19 protein-coding genes and 1 tRNA gene are annotated in these 17,529 nt (G+C 58.9%); 6 read left to right on the top strand and 14 right to left on the bottom strand.

From position 1 onward, the window contains the following. Positions 1 to 3: 3 nt before the first annotated feature. The gene (locus PVA19_RS09900) at positions 4 to 480 is read left to right on the top strand and encodes a PRC-barrel domain-containing protein (protein WP_062440716.1); all 477 of its coding nucleotides are present in this window, start codon (positions 4 to 6) and stop codon (positions 478 to 480) included. 441 nt (positions 481 to 921) lie between these two features. Continuing rightward, positions 922 to 1,473, top strand: coding sequence for a DUF922 domain-containing Zn-dependent protease (locus PVA19_RS09895; protein WP_116492331.1), 552 nt, complete (start codon positions 922 to 924; stop codon positions 1,471 to 1,473). Between the two features lie 105 nt (positions 1,474 to 1,578). Here PVA19_RS09895 and PVA19_RS09890 read toward each other — a convergent pair whose 3' ends face one another. The 4 genes from PVA19_RS09890 to PVA19_RS09875 all read right to left on the bottom strand — a co-directional run bounded on the left by PVA19_RS09890 (position 1,579) and on the right by PVA19_RS09875 (position 3,806). Further along, on the bottom strand, positions 1,579 to 2,181 hold the full coding sequence (locus PVA19_RS09890; protein WP_062426650.1) for a J domain-containing protein: 603 nt from the start codon (positions 2,179 to 2,181) through the stop codon (positions 1,579 to 1,581). A gap of 314 nt (positions 2,182 to 2,495) precedes the next feature. Continuing rightward, entirely contained in the window at positions 2,496 to 2,795 is a 300-nt protein-coding gene (locus PVA19_RS09885; protein ID WP_274102240.1) for a hypothetical protein, read from the bottom strand. A gap of 122 nt (positions 2,796 to 2,917) precedes the next feature. Beyond that, a complete protein-coding gene (locus tag PVA19_RS09880; protein ID WP_274102239.1) occupies positions 2,918 to 3,400 on the bottom strand; it encodes a hypothetical protein in 483 nt (160 codons plus the stop codon). A gap of 330 nt (positions 3,401 to 3,730) precedes the next feature. Next, positions 3,731 to 3,806: transfer RNA gene (locus PVA19_RS09875), tRNA-Thr, on the bottom strand. 227 nt (positions 3,807 to 4,033) lie between these two features. Here PVA19_RS09875 and PVA19_RS09870 point away from each other — a divergent pair. Both PVA19_RS09870 and PVA19_RS09865 read left to right on the top strand, forming a co-directional pair. Next, a complete protein-coding gene (locus PVA19_RS09870) occupies positions 4,034 to 4,267 on the top strand; it encodes a hypothetical protein (RefSeq protein ID WP_130979448.1) in 234 nt (77 codons plus the stop codon). 98 nt (positions 4,268 to 4,365) lie between these two features. After that, positions 4,366 to 4,923 (top strand): DUF4269 domain-containing protein, encoded by a 558-nt coding sequence (locus PVA19_RS09865; RefSeq protein ID WP_274102236.1) that lies wholly within the window; start codon positions 4,366 to 4,368, stop codon positions 4,921 to 4,923. A gap of 48 nt (positions 4,924 to 4,971) precedes the next feature. Here the strand turns inward: PVA19_RS09865 and PVA19_RS09860 are convergent, their stop codons facing one another. The 6 genes from PVA19_RS09860 to PVA19_RS09835 all read right to left on the bottom strand — a co-directional run bounded on the left by PVA19_RS09860 (position 4,972) and on the right by PVA19_RS09835 (position 12,182). After that, entirely contained in the window at positions 4,972 to 6,081 is a 1,110-nt protein-coding gene (locus PVA19_RS09860) for an endonuclease/exonuclease/phosphatase family protein (protein ID WP_274102235.1), read from the bottom strand. 61 nt (positions 6,082 to 6,142) lie between these two features. Next, the gene (locus tag PVA19_RS09855) at positions 6,143 to 7,171 is read right to left on the bottom strand and encodes an ABC transporter ATP-binding protein (protein ID WP_274102234.1); all 1,029 of its coding nucleotides are present in this window, start codon (positions 7,169 to 7,171) and stop codon (positions 6,143 to 6,145) included. Beyond that, on the bottom strand, positions 7,159 to 8,853 hold the full coding sequence (locus PVA19_RS09850; RefSeq protein WP_274102233.1) for an ABC transporter permease: 1,695 nt from the start codon (positions 8,851 to 8,853) through the stop codon (positions 7,159 to 7,161). Before PVA19_RS09850 ends, PVA19_RS09855 begins: the two co-directional genes overlap by 13 nt. A gap of 9 nt (positions 8,854 to 8,862) precedes the next feature. Then, positions 8,863 to 9,849, bottom strand: coding sequence for an ABC transporter substrate-binding protein (locus PVA19_RS09845; protein ID WP_274102232.1), 987 nt, complete (start codon positions 9,847 to 9,849; stop codon positions 8,863 to 8,865). 89 nt (positions 9,850 to 9,938) lie between these two features. Next, positions 9,939 to 10,772 (bottom strand): PhzF family phenazine biosynthesis protein, encoded by an 834-nt coding sequence (locus tag PVA19_RS09840; protein WP_274102231.1) that lies wholly within the window; start codon positions 10,770 to 10,772, stop codon positions 9,939 to 9,941. Between the two features lie 165 nt (positions 10,773 to 10,937). Then, the gene (locus PVA19_RS09835) at positions 10,938 to 12,182 is read right to left on the bottom strand and encodes an aminotransferase-like domain-containing protein (RefSeq protein WP_062426585.1); all 1,245 of its coding nucleotides are present in this window, start codon (positions 12,180 to 12,182) and stop codon (positions 10,938 to 10,940) included. Positions 12,183 to 12,422: 240 nt separating this feature from the next. Between PVA19_RS09835 and PVA19_RS09830 the strand changes: the two genes are divergently transcribed. After that, positions 12,423 to 12,875 (top strand): RbsD/FucU family protein, encoded by a 453-nt coding sequence (locus tag PVA19_RS09830; RefSeq protein ID WP_062440687.1) that lies wholly within the window; start codon positions 12,423 to 12,425, stop codon positions 12,873 to 12,875. Positions 12,876 to 13,256: 381 nt separating this feature from the next. On the opposite strand, the gene ilvC is transcribed toward PVA19_RS09830, so the two are convergent. The 3 genes from ilvC to PVA19_RS09815 all read right to left on the bottom strand — a co-directional run bounded on the left by ilvC (position 13,257) and on the right by PVA19_RS09815 (position 15,558). Further along, positions 13,257 to 14,276 (bottom strand): ketol-acid reductoisomerase, encoded by a 1,020-nt coding sequence (gene ilvC / locus PVA19_RS09825; protein ID WP_062440673.1) that lies wholly within the window; start codon positions 14,274 to 14,276, stop codon positions 13,257 to 13,259. Positions 14,277 to 14,320: 44 nt separating this feature from the next. Then, positions 14,321 to 14,974 carry a TetR/AcrR family transcriptional regulator gene (locus tag PVA19_RS09820; protein WP_274102280.1) on the bottom strand — a complete coding sequence of 218 codons (654 nt, stop codon included), beginning with the start codon at positions 14,972 to 14,974 and terminating at the stop codon, positions 14,321 to 14,323. A gap of 155 nt (positions 14,975 to 15,129) precedes the next feature. Beyond that, positions 15,130 to 15,558, bottom strand: coding sequence for a winged helix-turn-helix transcriptional regulator (locus PVA19_RS09815; protein ID WP_274102230.1), 429 nt, complete (start codon positions 15,556 to 15,558; stop codon positions 15,130 to 15,132). A 110-nt stretch (positions 15,559 to 15,668) separates the two neighbouring features. Here PVA19_RS09815 and PVA19_RS09810 point away from each other — a divergent pair, with 110 nt between their 5' ends. Beyond that, positions 15,669 to 16,556 carry an SDR family oxidoreductase gene (locus tag PVA19_RS09810; protein ID WP_274102279.1) on the top strand — a complete coding sequence of 296 codons (888 nt, stop codon included), beginning with the start codon at positions 15,669 to 15,671 and terminating at the stop codon, positions 16,554 to 16,556. Between the two features lie 51 nt (positions 16,557 to 16,607). Here PVA19_RS09810 and PVA19_RS09805 read toward each other — a convergent pair whose 3' ends face one another. Continuing rightward, complete coding sequence (locus tag PVA19_RS09805) at positions 16,608 to 17,522, bottom strand: AraC family transcriptional regulator (RefSeq protein WP_062426580.1); 915 nt, start codon at positions 17,520 to 17,522, stop codon at positions 16,608 to 16,610. Positions 17,523 to 17,529: the final 7 nt, after the last annotated feature.

Below are 17,529 nucleotides of genomic sequence, written 5' to 3'. Positions count from 1 at the left end.
TTCATGAAAAACAAGGTTTTCGCACTCGCTGCCGTTGCAGCTCTGACCTCCTCCGTCGCTTTCGCCCAGACTGCTGCACCTGCCGCTCCGGCTGCAACTGCACCAGCCGCTGCCGGCGCTGATGCGATGATGTCTGGTCCAGGCTTTACCATGGGTACGAAGCCAGCTGGCCCGTTGAAGTTTGTCAACGTGCAGAAGACCGACCTGACCGCTGATCAGCTCGAAGGCATGAACATCTACAATGCCCAGAACGAAGAGATCGGCGAGATCGAAGACGTTGTCATCGGCGACGGCAAGGCCGTCATCGGTATCGTTGCCAGCGTTGGCGGCTTCCTCGGCATCAATGAGAGCTATGTTGTTCTCGACCCGACCTCCGTTGCCATCAACAACGACAATGGCACGTGGAAGGCTCACGTCGACACCACCAAGGAAGCGCTGCAGAACGCGCCGAAGCTGGACTACGACAAGCTCGACGATTGATTGATCGCACGCGCCCTCGGGCGATCGATCAACGGCCCCTGTGCTCTAAGCGCAGGGGCCTTTTTTATGCGCGGTTGAGGCCTCGAGTGTGGAGAGATGATCGCTTCCCATGCATTGCCGCATATCGGTTGTCTCGGGGTTCCGTGGAGGGAGATCGTCTCGAGAGTCACACGCGGTGTGCACGGGCAAACCACGTACAGCATCGGCCCGAAAATCGGACTCGATTTTCGGAAAACACAATGAGCCGGTTCAAAAGATCAAGCGTCCGTGGTGCCTCCAATACGGCGCACGGCGCTTTAGCATCACGCGCATCCGCAAGCCGCTTGCCCGCTCACCATCACTTCGCTTATCGTCCCCCGCATCATCAACAGGACTCTCCGCTTGCCCAGTTTCCGCCCCCTCGCCGCCCTTGCGGGCTTTTTCCTGGCATCTCTGATACCCATGGCGGCGCAAGCTCAAGCCGCGAACTGGCAACCCTCCGAACAGATCAAGACGTATGCCATATCCGGCAGTTCCGGCATCGAGCTCTATCGATCCATCGGCGAGCGTGGGCCACAGGCCGGTGTCCAGGCCGTTGCCCATACTACCTTCAAGCTGACTTGGCGGCGCGATTACCGCCCGCAGCCGAATGGCGCCTGCATCCTGGCGACCGCGCGACCCAACCTGACGATCATCTACACATGGCCCAAGGCGCCGGCGAAACTGCCGGCGGATGTTGCGGCCAGCTGGCAGCGCTTCATTGCCGGCGTGGAAAAGCACGAACGCGTGCATGGCGAGCATATTCTCGACATGGTGAAGAAGATCGAGGCCTATAGCGTCGGCCTGCGGGCGGAAGACGACCCGAAGTGCCAGAAGGTGCGCGCCGTCTTACAGCAGCGTCTGAAGGAGCTTTCAGACGAGCAGCGCCAGCGCGGGCGGGATTTCGACAAGGTCGAACTCACCAATGGCGGCGCGGTGCATCAGCTCATTCTCGCACTGGTCAACGGTCCCTGAGGAGCGTCCGGCGTAGGCCGGTCATGTTTCACATCTCAATATGAATCGCAGACCGCAGGCATCCACGTGGCGGGGAATTGCACCACTGCGCTTGGGCGAACGACGTTACTCCGCCGCCTCGCCCTTCAGCACAGGCTCGGCCAAGATAGCCCGTTCCAGCTCATAGGAATAGCCTTCCAGCATCGTATAGGCCTGTTCGATGACCTCGATCTGATGCTCGGCATTGCGGATCGCTTCGGCAAGCGACTGGCTGCGTGCGCGCAGCATGGAGCCAAGCACATCCGTTTCCGGCTTCATGCCAAGCCGGTCCATGTGCTTGCGCACGCGGGTGCGATGGCGCTCAAGCTCGAGAATATGGAAGCGGCTTTTGAGAATATCGTCGGTCAGCTTGCGCCGCATGGCCGCGACCGGATCGAAACTGCCCGGCTCGCGCTCATCGAGAATGAACTCATTGACCAGCGTTTCCAGCATCAACAGGCCCTTCAGATCCTTCGGATCGGCCAGTTGCGGATCATAGCCGGTATCGTCGAACACCTTGCGGCGCACCGGGTCCTTCAACAGATCATAGGCCAGTTGCAGCTTGGCAAACTGGTCGGCATCCCCGCCGCTGTCCGGATGGGCATTCTTCGCCGCCTTGCGATAGGCAGCCTTGATCGCAGCCTCATCGGCCTCGCGCTCAACACCCAGCAAAACATAAGGATCGATCACCGAAACACCTGTACTCGCATTACCGAAATCCGCCTTTGCGGGTGAGACCACGCATAAGGGCTGGCGGGATCATACGCAATTTTCACCAGCCACGGCACCCCTCGCCTACGGTTTTGAACGTAAAACGCCAAACCACGGAAGAGCGCGCAGCAACTGAAACGGCGCGCCGAAGCCAATTACCCGCAAATTTGTCCTGCGCGTGACCATGATAGGCGAAGGAGGGACAAAATTGTGGAAAGCCCGGCAATAAAGAAATCAGGGGCAACGGGAACGGCGACGCAAGGATGAAGTCTGATGGGCCAAATTGCATACGCTCATTCGAAAACACTGGCAGGCACGCGCTTTTTGCCTCGCATGGTCGCCCAGATAGAAAGCCCGATCCCGACGAACAGCGTTTCCATAAAGGTCCCGGCGGGCGCAATCTGGTACGCGAATACGGTGATGGTGCTGACAAAACAGATGGCGATCGCCAGCACCGAACATAGGAGAATCACGAGGAAACGGAGCCATCCCGCATAAGGGTGCATCGCGATACGCTTGGACAGATGAAAAGGCAGCAGCCAGCAGGCCAGGTAAATCAGCCCCCAAACGATCACGAAAGCGGCTTCGAACATTCTCTTCCTCCAGGCGACGACAGCGAGGCCTATTCTATGCCTGCGATTGAAACATCCGGCCAGAGGCGTGCGAGAAAATGCCGAGTCAGCCGGATATGGCTTTCTGGCTCGGGTTCTGTCGCTTATTTGCAATCGCCTGGAACAACGGAATAGGCATCGGCGCCACCGTCCCATGTGTAAGAATATATAATATTGGTTGCTCGGCCCGCGTCTAAATCCGGTTTCCAAATCTGGCAAAGCCCTTGCAGGTTATTCTGCTTAACTGCGGAGACTTTGAAGTCTGGCGGGATGGCACCCACCAATCTGAAGCGGTACTCGACACCACCAGGTATGACTTTCGTCGCCTCGTGGATGGTGAAATCGTCAAGCTTTTTCGGCAGGCCATCGTTTAAAGCGGCGTCCTGTATCGCGGGTTTGATCAGATTGCTTGTCAGGGGGACAGAAACCGCAACCGCAATCCCAGCCGCGTACCTCCACGCATTCGTAAACCCCCATCGCTTCAGAATCACACCGAGCAGACCACCAACCAGTCCAAAGAGGGCGCCGAAAATCGCGCTCAATGCAATGCTTGGCAAACCCGCAAGAAAAACCAGAAATTCGCCCATCACTCAGCCCTCATGAGATGAGTGACGATAGGGCATATGAAGAGACAATGAAAGGATCCCTCGCCTGGGCGATGGGCGTGAGCGAGGCCGAAGTATCGAAGCAAGCGATGCTCTTATCGATGCCGTAATAGTGGCTCTGCAACGTACCTATCCCGAGCGCGCACGACAGCAAATGAATGCAGGCTGATCCATTTTCCTATTGCATGTCGCAGTCCATGTTGCGTGCAACAGCCTCGGGCAGACGCCAACGCCCCGCAAACGTTGAGAACAGCTTTACAACACAATGCGACATATTTCAGGGAAGAAACGGCTCCAAGCCTTTGATTTTACTGGTGCCCCCGGCAGGGTTCGAACCCGCGACCCCCTGATTACAAATCAGGTGCTCTACCAACTGAGCTACAAGGGCAAGCCAGTGCCGCCGAATTATCAGATTCCCCCTCTATGTAAAGAAGAAATTTGTCCGTCCGGCCAAAAAGGGAGGCGATCTGTTTGATAGATGAGGCCAGACCAACCTTCTCACCCAAAAGAGCCTCCACCGGTTCGCCAGGCAAAAAGCTTGCGCTGCTGGAAAAAGTGTGGCTCTGACAACCGCACTGAGGCTGAGCATCAGCCGGAACGAACAGGAGCATGACGATGAGCGAATTGACGGTAGCGGACGCGACAGATCGCATTTACGAATCGCTGCGCGCAGACAATGCCGACATCGATCTGCACATCGCCAACCTGAAGGCGGCGCTGAAGCACGCGGGCTTGAAGGAGGCGACCTTCGACGCATCCAAGCTTTCGCACAACAACCGCTCCGGGCGGAAGTTGATGCAGGCCTATTTCCGCCAGCGCGGCGTGACGGTGAAGTTCGAAGGCGTGTAAAGCGCCTTACGCTCGCTCGTCACGGGCTGCAACCTCGACGTCCCGATGATCGGGTTTGGCCCGAACATCCATAAGCCGTTATGTTCGCTGCGGGGATGATGCAGATCACGCGACCTCATTTCGAAATCGCCCTTCAACAACTTGGCGTCCTGAAAGCCTTGAGAGCCTATGACCCCAGGGTCGCCGGGACGCCGCCTCTTGGCGTCGAGACAGAGAAGAGCGATATCGACATTCTCTGCCATGCGCCGGACCCCAGCGCGTTTTTGACGGATGTTCAGAACGCATACGGCACGACGAGCGACCTGCGGATATGGCAGTGGATATCCAAAGACCGGCCGATCATCGTAACGTTTCATGCGCATGGCTGGGACTTCGAGATCTTCGCAAGCCCGCAGCCGGTTGCGCTCCAAAATGGCTGGCGCCACTTCGAGATCGAAAGACGGCTTCTTGCCATCGGCGGTCAGGATTTCAAAGAGGCGATCAAGCGTTTGCGGCAACAGGGTATGAAGACTGAACCGGCTTTCTGGTCGGCCCTGAAACAATCCGGCGATCCCTATACAGGGCTGTTGTCTCTTGAAACCGCAACGGACGATGCGCTTCGCGAGAAACTTGCTCGCTTAGGCTTCGGCCCAGGCAGCTGTGTTTCAGACGACTAGACCTTTACCGCTCGCTGAATATTCAAAGGCGAACGCCTGCGGGTCGCCTCATCCCAAATCCAGCGTCATCACCAGCGGGCAATGGTCCGATGCCTTCGGCCGATCCCAGCCGGTGCGTGGATAGCGCTCCACCTCCTGCCCTGGCGGGAAGACGGTGCGGTAAGGCTGCCCGCCGCGAATGATTTCCGGCACGCGTGCCGCATTGCGCTCGGCTAGGCTTTGCGACAGTAGGATGTAGTCCAGCTGGCAAAGATGCTGCTCCTGCGGCCCTCTGGAGTGATACAGCGTCCAGCGATCCATCACATCGCGGCGCTGCATCGGGTTGATGGCAAAGCCATCCCTGGTCAGGAGATCTAGCGCACTACGCGCCTCCGTCACCGGCCTGAAGCTGTGGCCGGTCCGGCGGTTGCCGGCGATGACGACCCGCTCCTGATAATCGTTCATGTCCCCGCAGATGGCGAAATCGCTGTGCCGCACCTGATCCAGACCGAAGCGGTTCTCGATGATGCGACGGATCGCGCGCACTTCCGCCTCACGGATCGGCATGGTCCCAAGCCGCGCATCGGTGGATTCGCGGGCATTGCTCATGGATTTCAGGTGGGTGACGAAGAGAGAGAAAGGCTTGCCGCCGATCTTAAGCTCAAGCTCCAGGCAGTCGCGCTTGAAGATCTTGTCATCAATGGCATTGGTCAGCACCAGTTCGTCGTTGAACAGGTCGAGATTGCGATAGGTGAGTGCTGCATGGCTGCGAATATCGACAAGCTCGATCTTCTCGCCATCCAAGGTCTCGTCACGCATGACCACAGCCACATCGATGCCACGGCTGTCATTGCCTTCCACCAGATATTTGTGGCGGTAGCCATTGCCGACCATGCGGTAGAGATAGCCATATTCGAAGGCCTGCAAGGCCGCCATGTTATCGACTTCCTGCAGGCAAAGGATGTCGGCATCCGCATCGGCAATGGCGAGCGCCGAAAGCTGGCGCGTGTCATCGGTAGAGGCCAGCATGCGCGCACTTTCCAGCGCATTATAGGTCGCCTCGTCGCGCACATCGAAAAGCTGCATGGCACGATCGCGACGGGTCTGGTTGCGAAACCCGGTGAAATCGAACCGGGTCATCAGGTTCTCGATATTGAAAGTGGCAAGCCGCAGCGACATGAATCATTCCCGAATGAATGCCCAACTTAGTCGCTTCTGACTGGAAGCCAAGTGACCCAGTTTATAATCGCCAGGCCGAGCGGATGGCGACGGGATAGATCGCCCCTAGTGCCGCAGGCTCCCGGGAATAGGCACGCAGTGCCTGCCCATCCGGCAAGGTGAGGCGCAGCGCGTAACGCTCGCCCTCATACAAAATGCTGCTCACCCGGCAGGTGATACCCTCGGCGTCCTGGAGCACGTCCTGGGGGCGGACAAGAATGTCACTTGCCGGAGATATTCCCTCTTCAGCCTGCATGGCTGTTTTCAGCATCTCCCAATCCAGCGCCCGCGGCGCAGCTTCCGGGAGCTTGAGCGAGACAATGGCGCCCTGGCCCACCAGCGAGCCGACGAGCCGTCCCTCAGGTCTTGCATAGAGCGCCGCCGGTGGCGCCATCTGCAACAGCCTGCCTTCCGACATCACTGCAACATCTGTCGCAAGCGCCATGGCTTCGGCCTGATCATGCGTCACATAGACCATTGTCGCACCGGAGGTGGCGTGGAACTCGCGAAATGTCTCTTCCATCTCCTGGCGAAGATGCCGGTCGAGATTGGCAAGCGGCTCGTCGAGAAGCACAACGTCGGGCTCGGTCACAAGGCAGCGCGCAAGCGCGACGCGCTGACGCTGCCCGCCCGAAAGCTCCGATGGGCGACGCTCGGCGTAAGCGTCGAGCCGCACGGTTGCAAGCGCATCCATCACCTTGCGGCGGTAACGCTCACCGGAAATGCCACGCACCTTCAGCGGATAGCCGGTATTTTCCGCCACCGTCATATGCGGCCATAATGCGTAGGACTGGAAGACCATCGCCATGTTGCGGCGCTCCGGCGGCACCATGCTGCCGGCATCCGCCAGCACCCGCTCACCCAGAAGGATCGCCCCGTCGCTCGGCTGCTCGAAGCCTGCGATCATCCGCAGCACTGTCGTCTTGCCGCAGCCGGAAGGACCAAGCAGTGCCAGAAAGCCGCCTTCGCGGATCGTCATCGACACATCATTGACCGCAGGCTTGCCGCCGCCAAAGCTTTTCGACAAACGGTTGAGGATCAGTTTCGCCAAGGCACAACTCCCTTCGGCAGCTTGCGGCCGAGCAGTTCGAGCAGCAGCATCAGCACAATCACCATCGCCACCACCAGCACCGAGAGTGCCGAGGCGAGATCGAAACTGCCGCTATCATCGAGATTATAGATCACCACGCCGAGGGTCTGCGTACCCGCCGACCAGAGCAGCGCGGAGACGGTCAATTCATTGCAGGCAATCAGAAAGACCAGAATGACGGAGGCGCCCGCAGCGGGGCCGACGAGCGGCAGGATGATGTCCTTCATCCGCCTCCAGAAACCGGCCCCCGAAAGCCTTGCCGCCTCTTCCAGCACCGGGTCGAACTGGGTGAAAGCACTGACCATCGGCTTCAGGCTCACGGCGAAGAAGGAGGAGAAGTAGGCCAGCAGAATGATCCACAGCGTGCCGTAAAGCGTGATGCCGACAAGCGGGATCGGGGCCGCGAACAGCAACACATAGGACACGGAAATGACCACGCCCGGCAGCGCGTAGGGAATATCCACCAACGCTGACAGCAGGAACATGAACCGGCTTTTGCCACGCACAAGGAAATAGGCCGTCAGCACAGTCACCAGCAGGAGACACAAGGAGGTGACTGTCGCCAGAAAAAGCGAATTGATGAAGGCCGTGCGGGTCACGGCCTGCCGAAACAGGATTTCCTCATACGCATGGATCGTCGCCGTGTTCAGCGTCAGCGGCACACCGTAGGCCGGAGCAAGTGAGCTTGCGACGAGCGCCGTCAAAGGCGCGACGAGAATGATGAGGATGGAGAGCCACAGAAGGGCCTCGACGATCAGACGCCATGTCCCAAGCTGGAAGGTGGCCGCCTTGCCGGAAAGCCCGATGATGCGATAATCACGCCCCTTCATTGCCCGTTCCTGGATTGCGAGGCCGAGAACCGAGATGATCGCGATCATGCCGGACAGCATGGCGATATCGCCAAAGGTGCTGCTGCCGAAACTGGAGAAGCGGCTGTAGATCAGCGTCGGCAGGGTGAAGATGGAGGCCGGTATGCCGAGAATGGCGGATATGCCGAAGTTGCCGACCCCCGAGACAAAGGCGATCGCGGCACCGGCAATCAGACCCGGCATGGAGAGCGGCAGGATGATGTCCTTGAGCACCCGCCAGGAGGATGCACCCGAGAGCTTCGCCGCCTCGATCCCATCCTGCGGCAACGCCAGCAACCCGGACCGCAACGAGAGATAGACGAGCGGCGCGTGCTGGACGCCAAGAAGAAGCGAAATGCCGAAGATCGAATAGAGCGGCTGAGCAGAGCCGAGCGGCGGCGCCAGACCGATTGCCTTCAACAGCGTGCTGGAAGGCCCGGTCATGCCGATCCAGGAGAGCGCCGTCACCTGTGGCGGGATCATCATCGGCAGCATGAAGAGGAAGCTCAGCAGAGACTTGCCGCGAATATTGCAAAGCGTCAGCGCCAGCGCAAAACCGCCGCCAATCGCAAGCGAGATCAGCATGCCGAAAAACGAGGTGGAGAGGGTGTTGACCACGGCCTGCCACAAAGCCGGATCGCTCAGCAACGGCCAAATGTCACCTTTCAGTGACGATATGATGCCGGTATAGGCCAGTCGCCCCAGTGGCAAGGCGCTGAGCACAAAGACGACTGTGACGACAAAAGGAAACAGCCAGCGTGGCTGGCTGCTTCCATGAGTTGAAAAAGCTGGCATAGAGAAGGATCAGCCCTTGGAGCCGCCGAAGATATCGGAGAAGGTCTTGAGATCCTTTTCGGAATTCTTCAGCGCTTCTGCCGGGTTCAGCGGCAGCACCTTGATCTGGTCGCGAGCGGGGAAGCCGGCTGGCAGAGCGACATCGTTGCGCGCAGGAATATAGCCGAGCTTGACGAAGCCTTCCTGTCCCTTGGTGGAAAGCACATAGTCAACGAACTTCTTGGCCGCATCCGCATGCTTGGTGTGGGCAAGGATGCCGACCGGCTCGGTCACGGCAGACACACCTTCGCTCGGGAAGACAAACTCGATCGGCGCGCCCTTGGCTTTTTCACGGATCGGCATGTAGTCGACGACGACGCCGTAAGCCTTCTCGCCGGAAGCGACGGATTTCAGAACCGCGCCGTTACCACCGGCAGCAATCGCGCCATTGTCCTTCAGCGCCTTGTAGTAATCCCAGCCAAGGCCTGGCACGGCCGCCAGCGTCTGTGCATGGATCAGGGCCGCACCGGAGGTCAGCGGGCTCGGCATGGTCACGAGGCCCTTGGCTTCCGGCTTCTCCAGATCCTTCCAGCTCGTCGGCTTCATCGCAGCCTGCGTGTTATACATGATGCCGGTGGTGATGAGCTTCGTGGAGTAATAATAGCCATCCGCATCGAACAGCGTAGCGTCGTAATGGGCCGCTTCCGGCGACTTGTAGGCCATCAACTGTCCGGCCTGCTTCATGCGTTCCAGCGTCACGGTATCGGCGATCAGCAGAACGTCGGCAACCGGATTGCCCGCCTCGATCTCGGCCATCAGCTTCGCCATGATCTTCGGCGTTCCGTCGCGCACCCATTCGACATCGATACCGGGATTGGCGGCCTTGAAGCCATCTACGGTCGCCTGGGCATCCTCATTGGGCTGGCTGGTGTAGAGCACCAGATCGGCAGCATTTGCGCTGCCCATGAGAAGACCGAGCGACACGACGGCAGTGAAGGCTGAAAGAAGCGTTTTCATGAGTGCGGTCCCTGTTTGAAGCTGGGACCGCTAAAACACACCTGCATAACATGTATGTGACAGACAGGATTTGACTGTCAAATTCGCGGTTAAAGCGTAACCTTTCCTTCGATCAAAGTCGTCACCTGCCCGCCGACCCAGATGTCGTCGCCGATCTTGTCGACGCTGACGCGCCCTGCCCGACCAAGAGCAGTCCCTTGGCTGGCGATATAGCGATCAGGCGCCACACCAGCGCCGATCAGCCACTGCGCAAGGCCAGCATTGAGACTACCGGTCACCGGATCTTCGCCACCTTCAAAGAAGGCTCGCACTTCGAAGTCCGCATCGATCCCGTCTTCCGCTTTGCAGCGCGCGACGACACCGACTTTGAAGCCACCGATTGCAGAAAAATTCGGCTTGATGGCAAGAACATCGGCGCGGCTCCTGAGAAGCAGCGACACCCAACCCGGACCATTATCCGTCCAGCTTGCATCGAGGATCACCTCTGGCGAGAGCCCCAGTGCCGCTGCGACCTGCGAAATAGATACTGGATCGACCGCGCCGAACTTCCGCAACGGCGGAGCCGCAAAAGCAAGCCTTTCGCCGGTGATCCTAATCTTGATCAGACCTGCCTCACATTGCTGGACGATCTCATCTTTGCCGGTCTGCCCGGAATGCGAGCGATAGACATGGCAGGTGCCGAGTGTGGGATGACCGGCAAAGGGCAACTCGCCCACCGGCGTAAAAATCCGCACACGGTAGTCCGCACCCTCAACCGTCGGCTTCATCAGAAAGGTCGTCTCGCTGAGATTGGTCCAGTTGGCGAAAGCCGCCATCTCCTCATCCGACCAGTCGTCGGCATCGCAGACCACGGCAAGCGGATTGCCCTTCAGGGGCTTGGCAGAAAAGACATCGACCTGATGGAAGGGGTAGGTTCTGGCCATGGCGCATATCCTTCACATGGAAAGCGGACGTGTTGCGCGATGCGTGGCACCGGCGCAAAGATCCTTAAGACAACGGAGCGAAGGCTCACTTCGAATGCTGGCCGCTTTCAACGTCGGCCAGCATCAGTTTGTCATGGTGAGAAGGGACAGCGCCCTTCCCTCACCTCACACGATCGGCATCGTCGCTCTGGTCGTGGTCTCGGCATTGGCGATCAGGCGGCCGAGGCGCTTGATGCCTTCATCGATCATCTGCTCATTGGCGCAGGAGAAGCTGATGCGCAGCGTGTTGCTGCCCGAACCATCGGCAAAGAAGGCCTTGCCTGGAACGAAGGCCACGCGCTCGCTGGAAAGCGATTGCGCCAGAAGCTCCGCACCGTCGAGACCTTCCGGCAACGTCACCCAGACGAACATGCCGCCTTCCGGCTTCGTCCAGCGTGCCGTCTTCGGCATGTATTTGTCGAGCGCGGCCAGCATGGCATCGCGACGCGCGCTATAGGCAGCCTTGATCTTGGCAACCTGACCGTCGAAACCGCGGGATGCGACATGCTCGATCGCCATCTGGTTGATGGTGGAGGAATGCAGGTCTGCAGCCTGTTTCATCAGAACCAGCTTACGGATGACCGGCATTGCGGCGACGACGAAGCCGACGCGAAGGCCCGGCGCCAGCGTCTTGGAGAAGCTGCCGGAATAGATGGTACGGGTCTTTTCGATGCCGCCATTGCGCTCGATGTCCAGCGCCATGATCGGCGTCACCGGCTGACCGTCGAAACGCAGGTTCTGATAGGCACCATCTTCGATGACCGCGATATCGAGCTCATCGGCGAGTTCCAGCAGTTTCTTGCGACCTGCCAGATCGACCGTCTCACCCGTCGGGTTTGAAAAGTCGGCAGAGAGATAGGCGAACTTGACCGAACCACCGGCCTTGGTCGCGTTGTCGCGATAGGTCTCAGGCGTGCGATTGCCGCCCGGGTTGAGCTGGTCGTAGTTCGGCTCATAGGCGTTGAAGGCAGACAGCGCGCCGAGATAGGTCGGCCATGTGACGAGTGCGGTATCGTTCGGCGACAGGAACAGCTTGCCGAGATAATCCAGCGCCTGCTGCGAACCGGACGTGATGAAGACGTTATCGACCGAGCATTCAATGCCGATCTTCGCCATGTCCTTGACGATCCATTCGCGCAGCGGCTTGTAGCCTTCGCTCACCGAATACTGGAGCGCTGAATTGACCTGGGGGCCGGAGAAGATGTCCGCATAGGCTTCCTTGAATTCCGCATCGGGAAACAGCGCCGGATCGGGAATACCCCCCGCAAAGGAAATGATGTCCGGTTGGTCCAGAAGCTTGAGAAGCTCCCGGATTTCGGACGCTTTCATCCGCGACGAGCGGGTGGCGAAGATTTGTTCCCAATCGAGCATGGGTCTGTTTCCTCATATTTCGTTTTATGACGCAAACATGTACAAAAACATCGATAGGTCAGCAATACTGACTTATCAGTTTTCGGTACGGTTTATCAGATTTTTTGCGTCCTCTCCCAAGTTGCGGACTTCCCATACAATCTCTTCGACGACTTCACAATCTGCTCGGCAATGGATTGACGGGCGGCAAATTTAAGGATGGATTGCGCACCGATTGATTTGCTGTCCGGAGGAGACGAAATGCTCAAGAATATCCACCCTGCGCTGAACGCCGATGTGCTGCACGCGCTGCGCGCCATGGGCCACGCCGACACGCTCGTCGTGACCGACACCAACTTCCCATCCGACAGCATTGCCCAGCACACCGCCGTCGGCCAGGTGCTGCGTATGGAAAACCTCACCTCCGCCCAGGCGATCAAGGCGATCCTCTCGGTCTTCCCGCTCGACACGCCGCTGCAGCCCTCCGTCGGCCGCATGGAAGTCATGGGCGCACCGGATCAGATCGAACCGGTCCAGCGTGAAGTCCAGGCTGAGATCGACGCTGCCGAAGGCAAGTCGGCACCGATGTACGGCATTGAGCGCTTTGCGTTCTACGAAAAGGCCAAGGACGCTTATTGTGTCATCACCACGGGTGAGCTTCGCTTCTACGGCTGCTTCATTCTGACCAAAGGCGTGATTTATCCAGCGGCATGATTTGACCGCGAGCGCAGCGTGCACTGAAAATTCCGGCTTAGCGAACCATTAGGCCTAGGGCGGTTCTCGCTCAATCAGATCACCGTTCTCGAGTTGCGCGATGGACTCGCGCAGCCTTTTTCTATTGGCTTTACTGGACAACAGGTGGGATGTGTCATCCAGATTGACGCCAACAGGCGTCCCCCCCTTCCAGCTTTCGCATGCCGTCCTGATCAGCCACAGAGAATGATGCGTCGTGTTCATGCATGATATCGCCCTTCCCAATTCCCGCACATGGAACCAGCTTTCTCTGATATCAGCAAGAAAAAGGGCGCGGAAGTTTCCCTCCGCGCCCTCGCATTTTCCGTGTGCTTGGCCTGACAGCGCAGGCTCCAAACCGTCTTAGTTTACAGCCTTGTCGACCAGCTTGTTCTTGCCGATCCAGGGCATCATGCCGCGCAGCTTCGCGCCGACTTCTTCGATCTGGTGAACGTCGTTCATGCGGCGGATACCCTTGAAGCGGGCAGCACCCGAACGGTATTCCTGCATCCAGTCGGAGGTGAACTTGCCGGTCTGGATGTCGTGCAGAACGCGCTTCATTTCAGCCTTGGTTTCGGCAGTGATGATGCGCGGACCGGTGACGTATTCGCCCCACTCGGCCGTGTTGGAGATCGAGTAGTTCATGTTGGCGATACCGCCTTCATAGATCAGGTCGACGATCAGCTTCACTTCGTGCAAGCACTCGAAGTAGGCCATTTCAGGCGCGTAGCCGCCTTCAACCAGCGTTTCGAAACCGGCGCGGATCAGCTCGACGAGACCGCCACACAGAACGACCTGTTCGCCGAAGAGGTCGGTTTCGCACTCTTCCTTGAAGTTGGTTTCGATGATGCCGGAGCGGCCGCCGCCAACGCCACAGGCGTAGGAGAGTGCAACTTCAAGAGCGTTGCCGGAGGCGTTCTGGTGAACGGCAACGAGGCAAGGAACGCCGCCGCCCTTCTGGTATTCGCCGCGAACCGTATGGCCTGGGCCCTTCGGTGCGATCATGACGACGTCTACCGAAGCCTTAGGCTCGATGAGGCCGAAGTGAACGTTGAGGCCGTGGGCAAAAGCAATCGCAGCACCGTCGCGGATGTTGCCGGCAATCTCGGCCTTGTAGATGTCGGCCTGCAGTTCGTCAGGCGTTGCCATCATCAACAGGTCGGCCCACTTGGCAGCTTCGGCAACGGTCATGACCTTGAAGCCGTCGGCTTCTGCCTTCTTGATGGTCGGCGAACCGGCCTTCAAAGCGATGACGACGTTGTTGGAGCCGCTGTCCTTCAGGTTCAGCGCATGCGCGCGGCCCTGCGAACCGTAACCGACGATGGCGACATTCTTCGCCTTGATGAGATTGAGATCGGCATCACGATCGTAATAAACGCGCATTTCTTGGTCCTTCCCTATTCAAAACCAGATGATTGAACCGGAGCTCAGGCGGTTTTCCCGCCCTTTTCCGAATGTACCTTTTCTGTCCCGTAAAGCGTCAGGAAGGCGGCAACCGCCTTCCGTGCCCGGGCAGAAAAATCCTTGGTCTGCGCCTCACCGAGCAGCATGCGCACATGCAGATCGGAAACGATCAGGCCGTAAAAACTGCGATAGGCATCTTCCAGATCGTCAAAGCGCAGGTAGCCGCAACGGCGACCGGCTTCGATCAGACCACGGGCACGCTTGTCGATCTGACGGCGGCCACGTTCCAGCAGAAGATTGCCGAGCTTCGAGCCATCGCGGCTCGCCTGCCCGATGGCCAGACGGTTGAGCGCCAGCGACACGTCGCCCGCCAGAACGTCGAGCAGATCATGGGCAAAGACTTCGAGGTGATCGACAAGCTGCGGCGCGGTGACGCGATCGCCAGCCTTCTCAAAGGTGCGGACCTTGCTCTGCTGGAAGCTGATCATGGCCGCCAGAAGACCATCGCGGTCGCCAAACCACTTGTAGAGGCTTTCCTTGGAGCAATTGGCAGCGCGTGCCAGACCGGACGTCGTCAGCGCTTTTTCTCCACCCTCGACCAGAAGACGCAATGCCTGCTCCAGAACGGCGTTCTGTCGCGGCGAAAATTCCTGCGCTGTGATCGGATCGGTCCTCACCTTGTCCACTCCACTCTCAATTATGTACCGTACGGTACGGTTCGAGCGACATTTAAGCGGAGCGCTTCTCAGGGTCAAGAGGATTCTTGAACCCGTGGTGCGAATTGACGCGCCGCAATATAAGGTCCGCTGAAATTTATATATGGCACAAAGGGTTACGCCGTGGCGTCGAACGTCACGCGCGCCTGCTTCACCGCATCATGATGATCGAGTGCCCAATTGATGACCTGCGACAAGGGCAGATAAAGCGACCGCCCGAGCGGCGTCATGCTATATTCCACGCTGGGCGGCTTGGTCGGAAACACCTCGCGGTGAATATAGCCATCACGCTGCAGATCACGCAGCGTCTGGGTCAGCATCCGTTGTGAGATATCGGGCACCATGCGCCGCAATTCACCGAAGCGATAGGGGCGCTCGGCGAGCGCCTGCAACAGCAGCGTCGACCATTTACCGCCGATATGATTGAGCAGATCGCGCACGGGGCAGTTGTCGAAATCGAGATTGGCGAAATCTGGAAGAGGCGCTGAGACCTGCGCGGAAGCACTCGTTGCTGTTGGCTTCAACCGTGAGACTGTCGCGCCCATGGCGGTGGTTCCCTTCTGGTAACGTAGGGCGTCAGAAATGCCTTCTTTACAGCACCCGGTCAATTCTTATTTTAGAGCTACTCTCTTTTTGAGACCAACAAAGGACAGACATTATGAGCAAGATTCTCGTGACCGGCGCCTCTGGTCATCTCGGCCAGGCCATCATCCATCATCTGCTGGAAACCTATGAGGTTCCGGCGGCCAGCATCGTTGCCGCCAGCCGCGATACGAGCAAGCTCGCCGGTCTCGCCGCACAGGGTGTGGAGACACGCGCTGCCGATTTCGACGATGCATCCTCGCTTGAGACAGCATTTCAGGGGATCGACACGCTGCTCATCATTTCCACCGACGCTCTCGCCGTTCCCGGCCAACGCCTGACGCAGCACAAGGCAGCCGTTGCCGCCGCGACCAAGGCAGGCGTCAAGCATCTTGCCTACACCTCGATGCCGAACCCGGACAAATCGCTCGTCACCTTTGCCCCTGACCATCTGGGAACGGAAGAGGCTGTCAAGGCAAGCGGCCTTCCCTACACGATCATCCGCAATGCCTGGTATCTCGACAATTACCTTCACGGCATGCCGCATAATCTGGCAGGTGGTCAGTGGTTCACGGCATCGGGCAACGGCAAGGTCTCCAACATCTCGCGGGATGACTGCGCTCGCGCAGCCGCAGCCGCTCTCGCCAAGGGCAAGGCGGAAAACAAGACCTACACGCTGACGGGACCGGAACTGCTCGATGCAGACCAGATTGCCGCTTTGGTCTCCGAAGCGACCGGCAAGCCGCTCACAGCGGTCAAGGTTTCGCCTGACGATCTGAAGAAGGGCATCGAAGGTGCCGGCCTTCCCGGTTTTGTCGCTGCAATGCTGGCCTCGGCGGATGCCAATATCGCAGCCGGCAACTTCGAAATCCTGACCGATGACTACGAAACGCTGACGGGCAAGAAGCCGCAGACCTCCGCGGAGTTCTTCAAGGCCCACAAAGCCGCTCTGATCGGCTAACCCTTTTAGCCACTCATACTCCGGCGCAGAGCCGGGGTATGGGAAGCCGGATCACTCTGCAGCGGTGCTCATGCTCTCACGCGACGCTTCCACATCGCGCGCTGGCGACAGTCCATAGACGCGGGCATATTCCCGGCTGAACTGCGAAGGGCTCTGGTAGCCCACACGGTGACTGGCGGTGCCCGCGTCCAGCCGTTCCAACAGCATCAGTCGGCGCGCCTCGTGGAGGCGCAACTGCTTCTGATACTGCACCGGCGTCATCGCCGTCACCGCCTTGAAATGCTGGTGGAAGGACGAGACGCTCATGCCGACCCGTTCTGCCACATCCTCGATACGGATCGGGCGGGCGTAATTCTCACGAAGCCACGCGATTGCACGGGCAATCCGGTTGCCATGGCTGTCTGCCGCCAGAATGCTCATCAACTGCCCACCTGCAGGCCCCGTGAGAATGCGGTAGAGAATCTCCTGCTCGATCAAGGGCGCCATGGCAGGAATATCGGCTGGACGATCGAGCAAGCGCAAAAGCCGCGTCGTCGCGTCCAGAAGCTCGGGCGTTGCGGCATTCACCACGATGCCACGCTGGCTGAGGACGGCCGTTGGCGGGCGGGCGATCTGCGCCCGGCTCATCACGTCGAGAAGCTTCTCACTGTTGATCGCAATCGAAATGCAAAAATGCGGCACCTCGTGGCTTGCCTCCACCACACGCCACGCCACCGGCAGATCGAAGGAGGTCAGCAGGTAATCCCCTGCCCCGTAATTGATGGTGTCAGTGCCGAGTTGCAGGCTCTTGGCGCCCTGAATGACCATGGCAAAACAGGGATGATAGCTGCCGTGGCAAGGCGCGCTCGGGCTCGAACGTTTGCTGAGCCGCAAGGCATCGATGTCGGTCGTCACTTCCCCCTCGGCCTTGGCATAGCGGGCGGCAATCGAGACGATTTCCTGGTAAGGGCTGAAAGGCAGCGTCATGGGCGAA

Source organism: Agrobacterium sp. CNPSo 3708, from assembly GCF_028674915.1.
Classification (GTDB): domain Bacteria; phylum Pseudomonadota; class Alphaproteobacteria; order Rhizobiales; family Rhizobiaceae; genus Agrobacterium; species Agrobacterium cavarae.
This window is presented reverse-complemented; position numbering and strand designations above follow the sequence as displayed.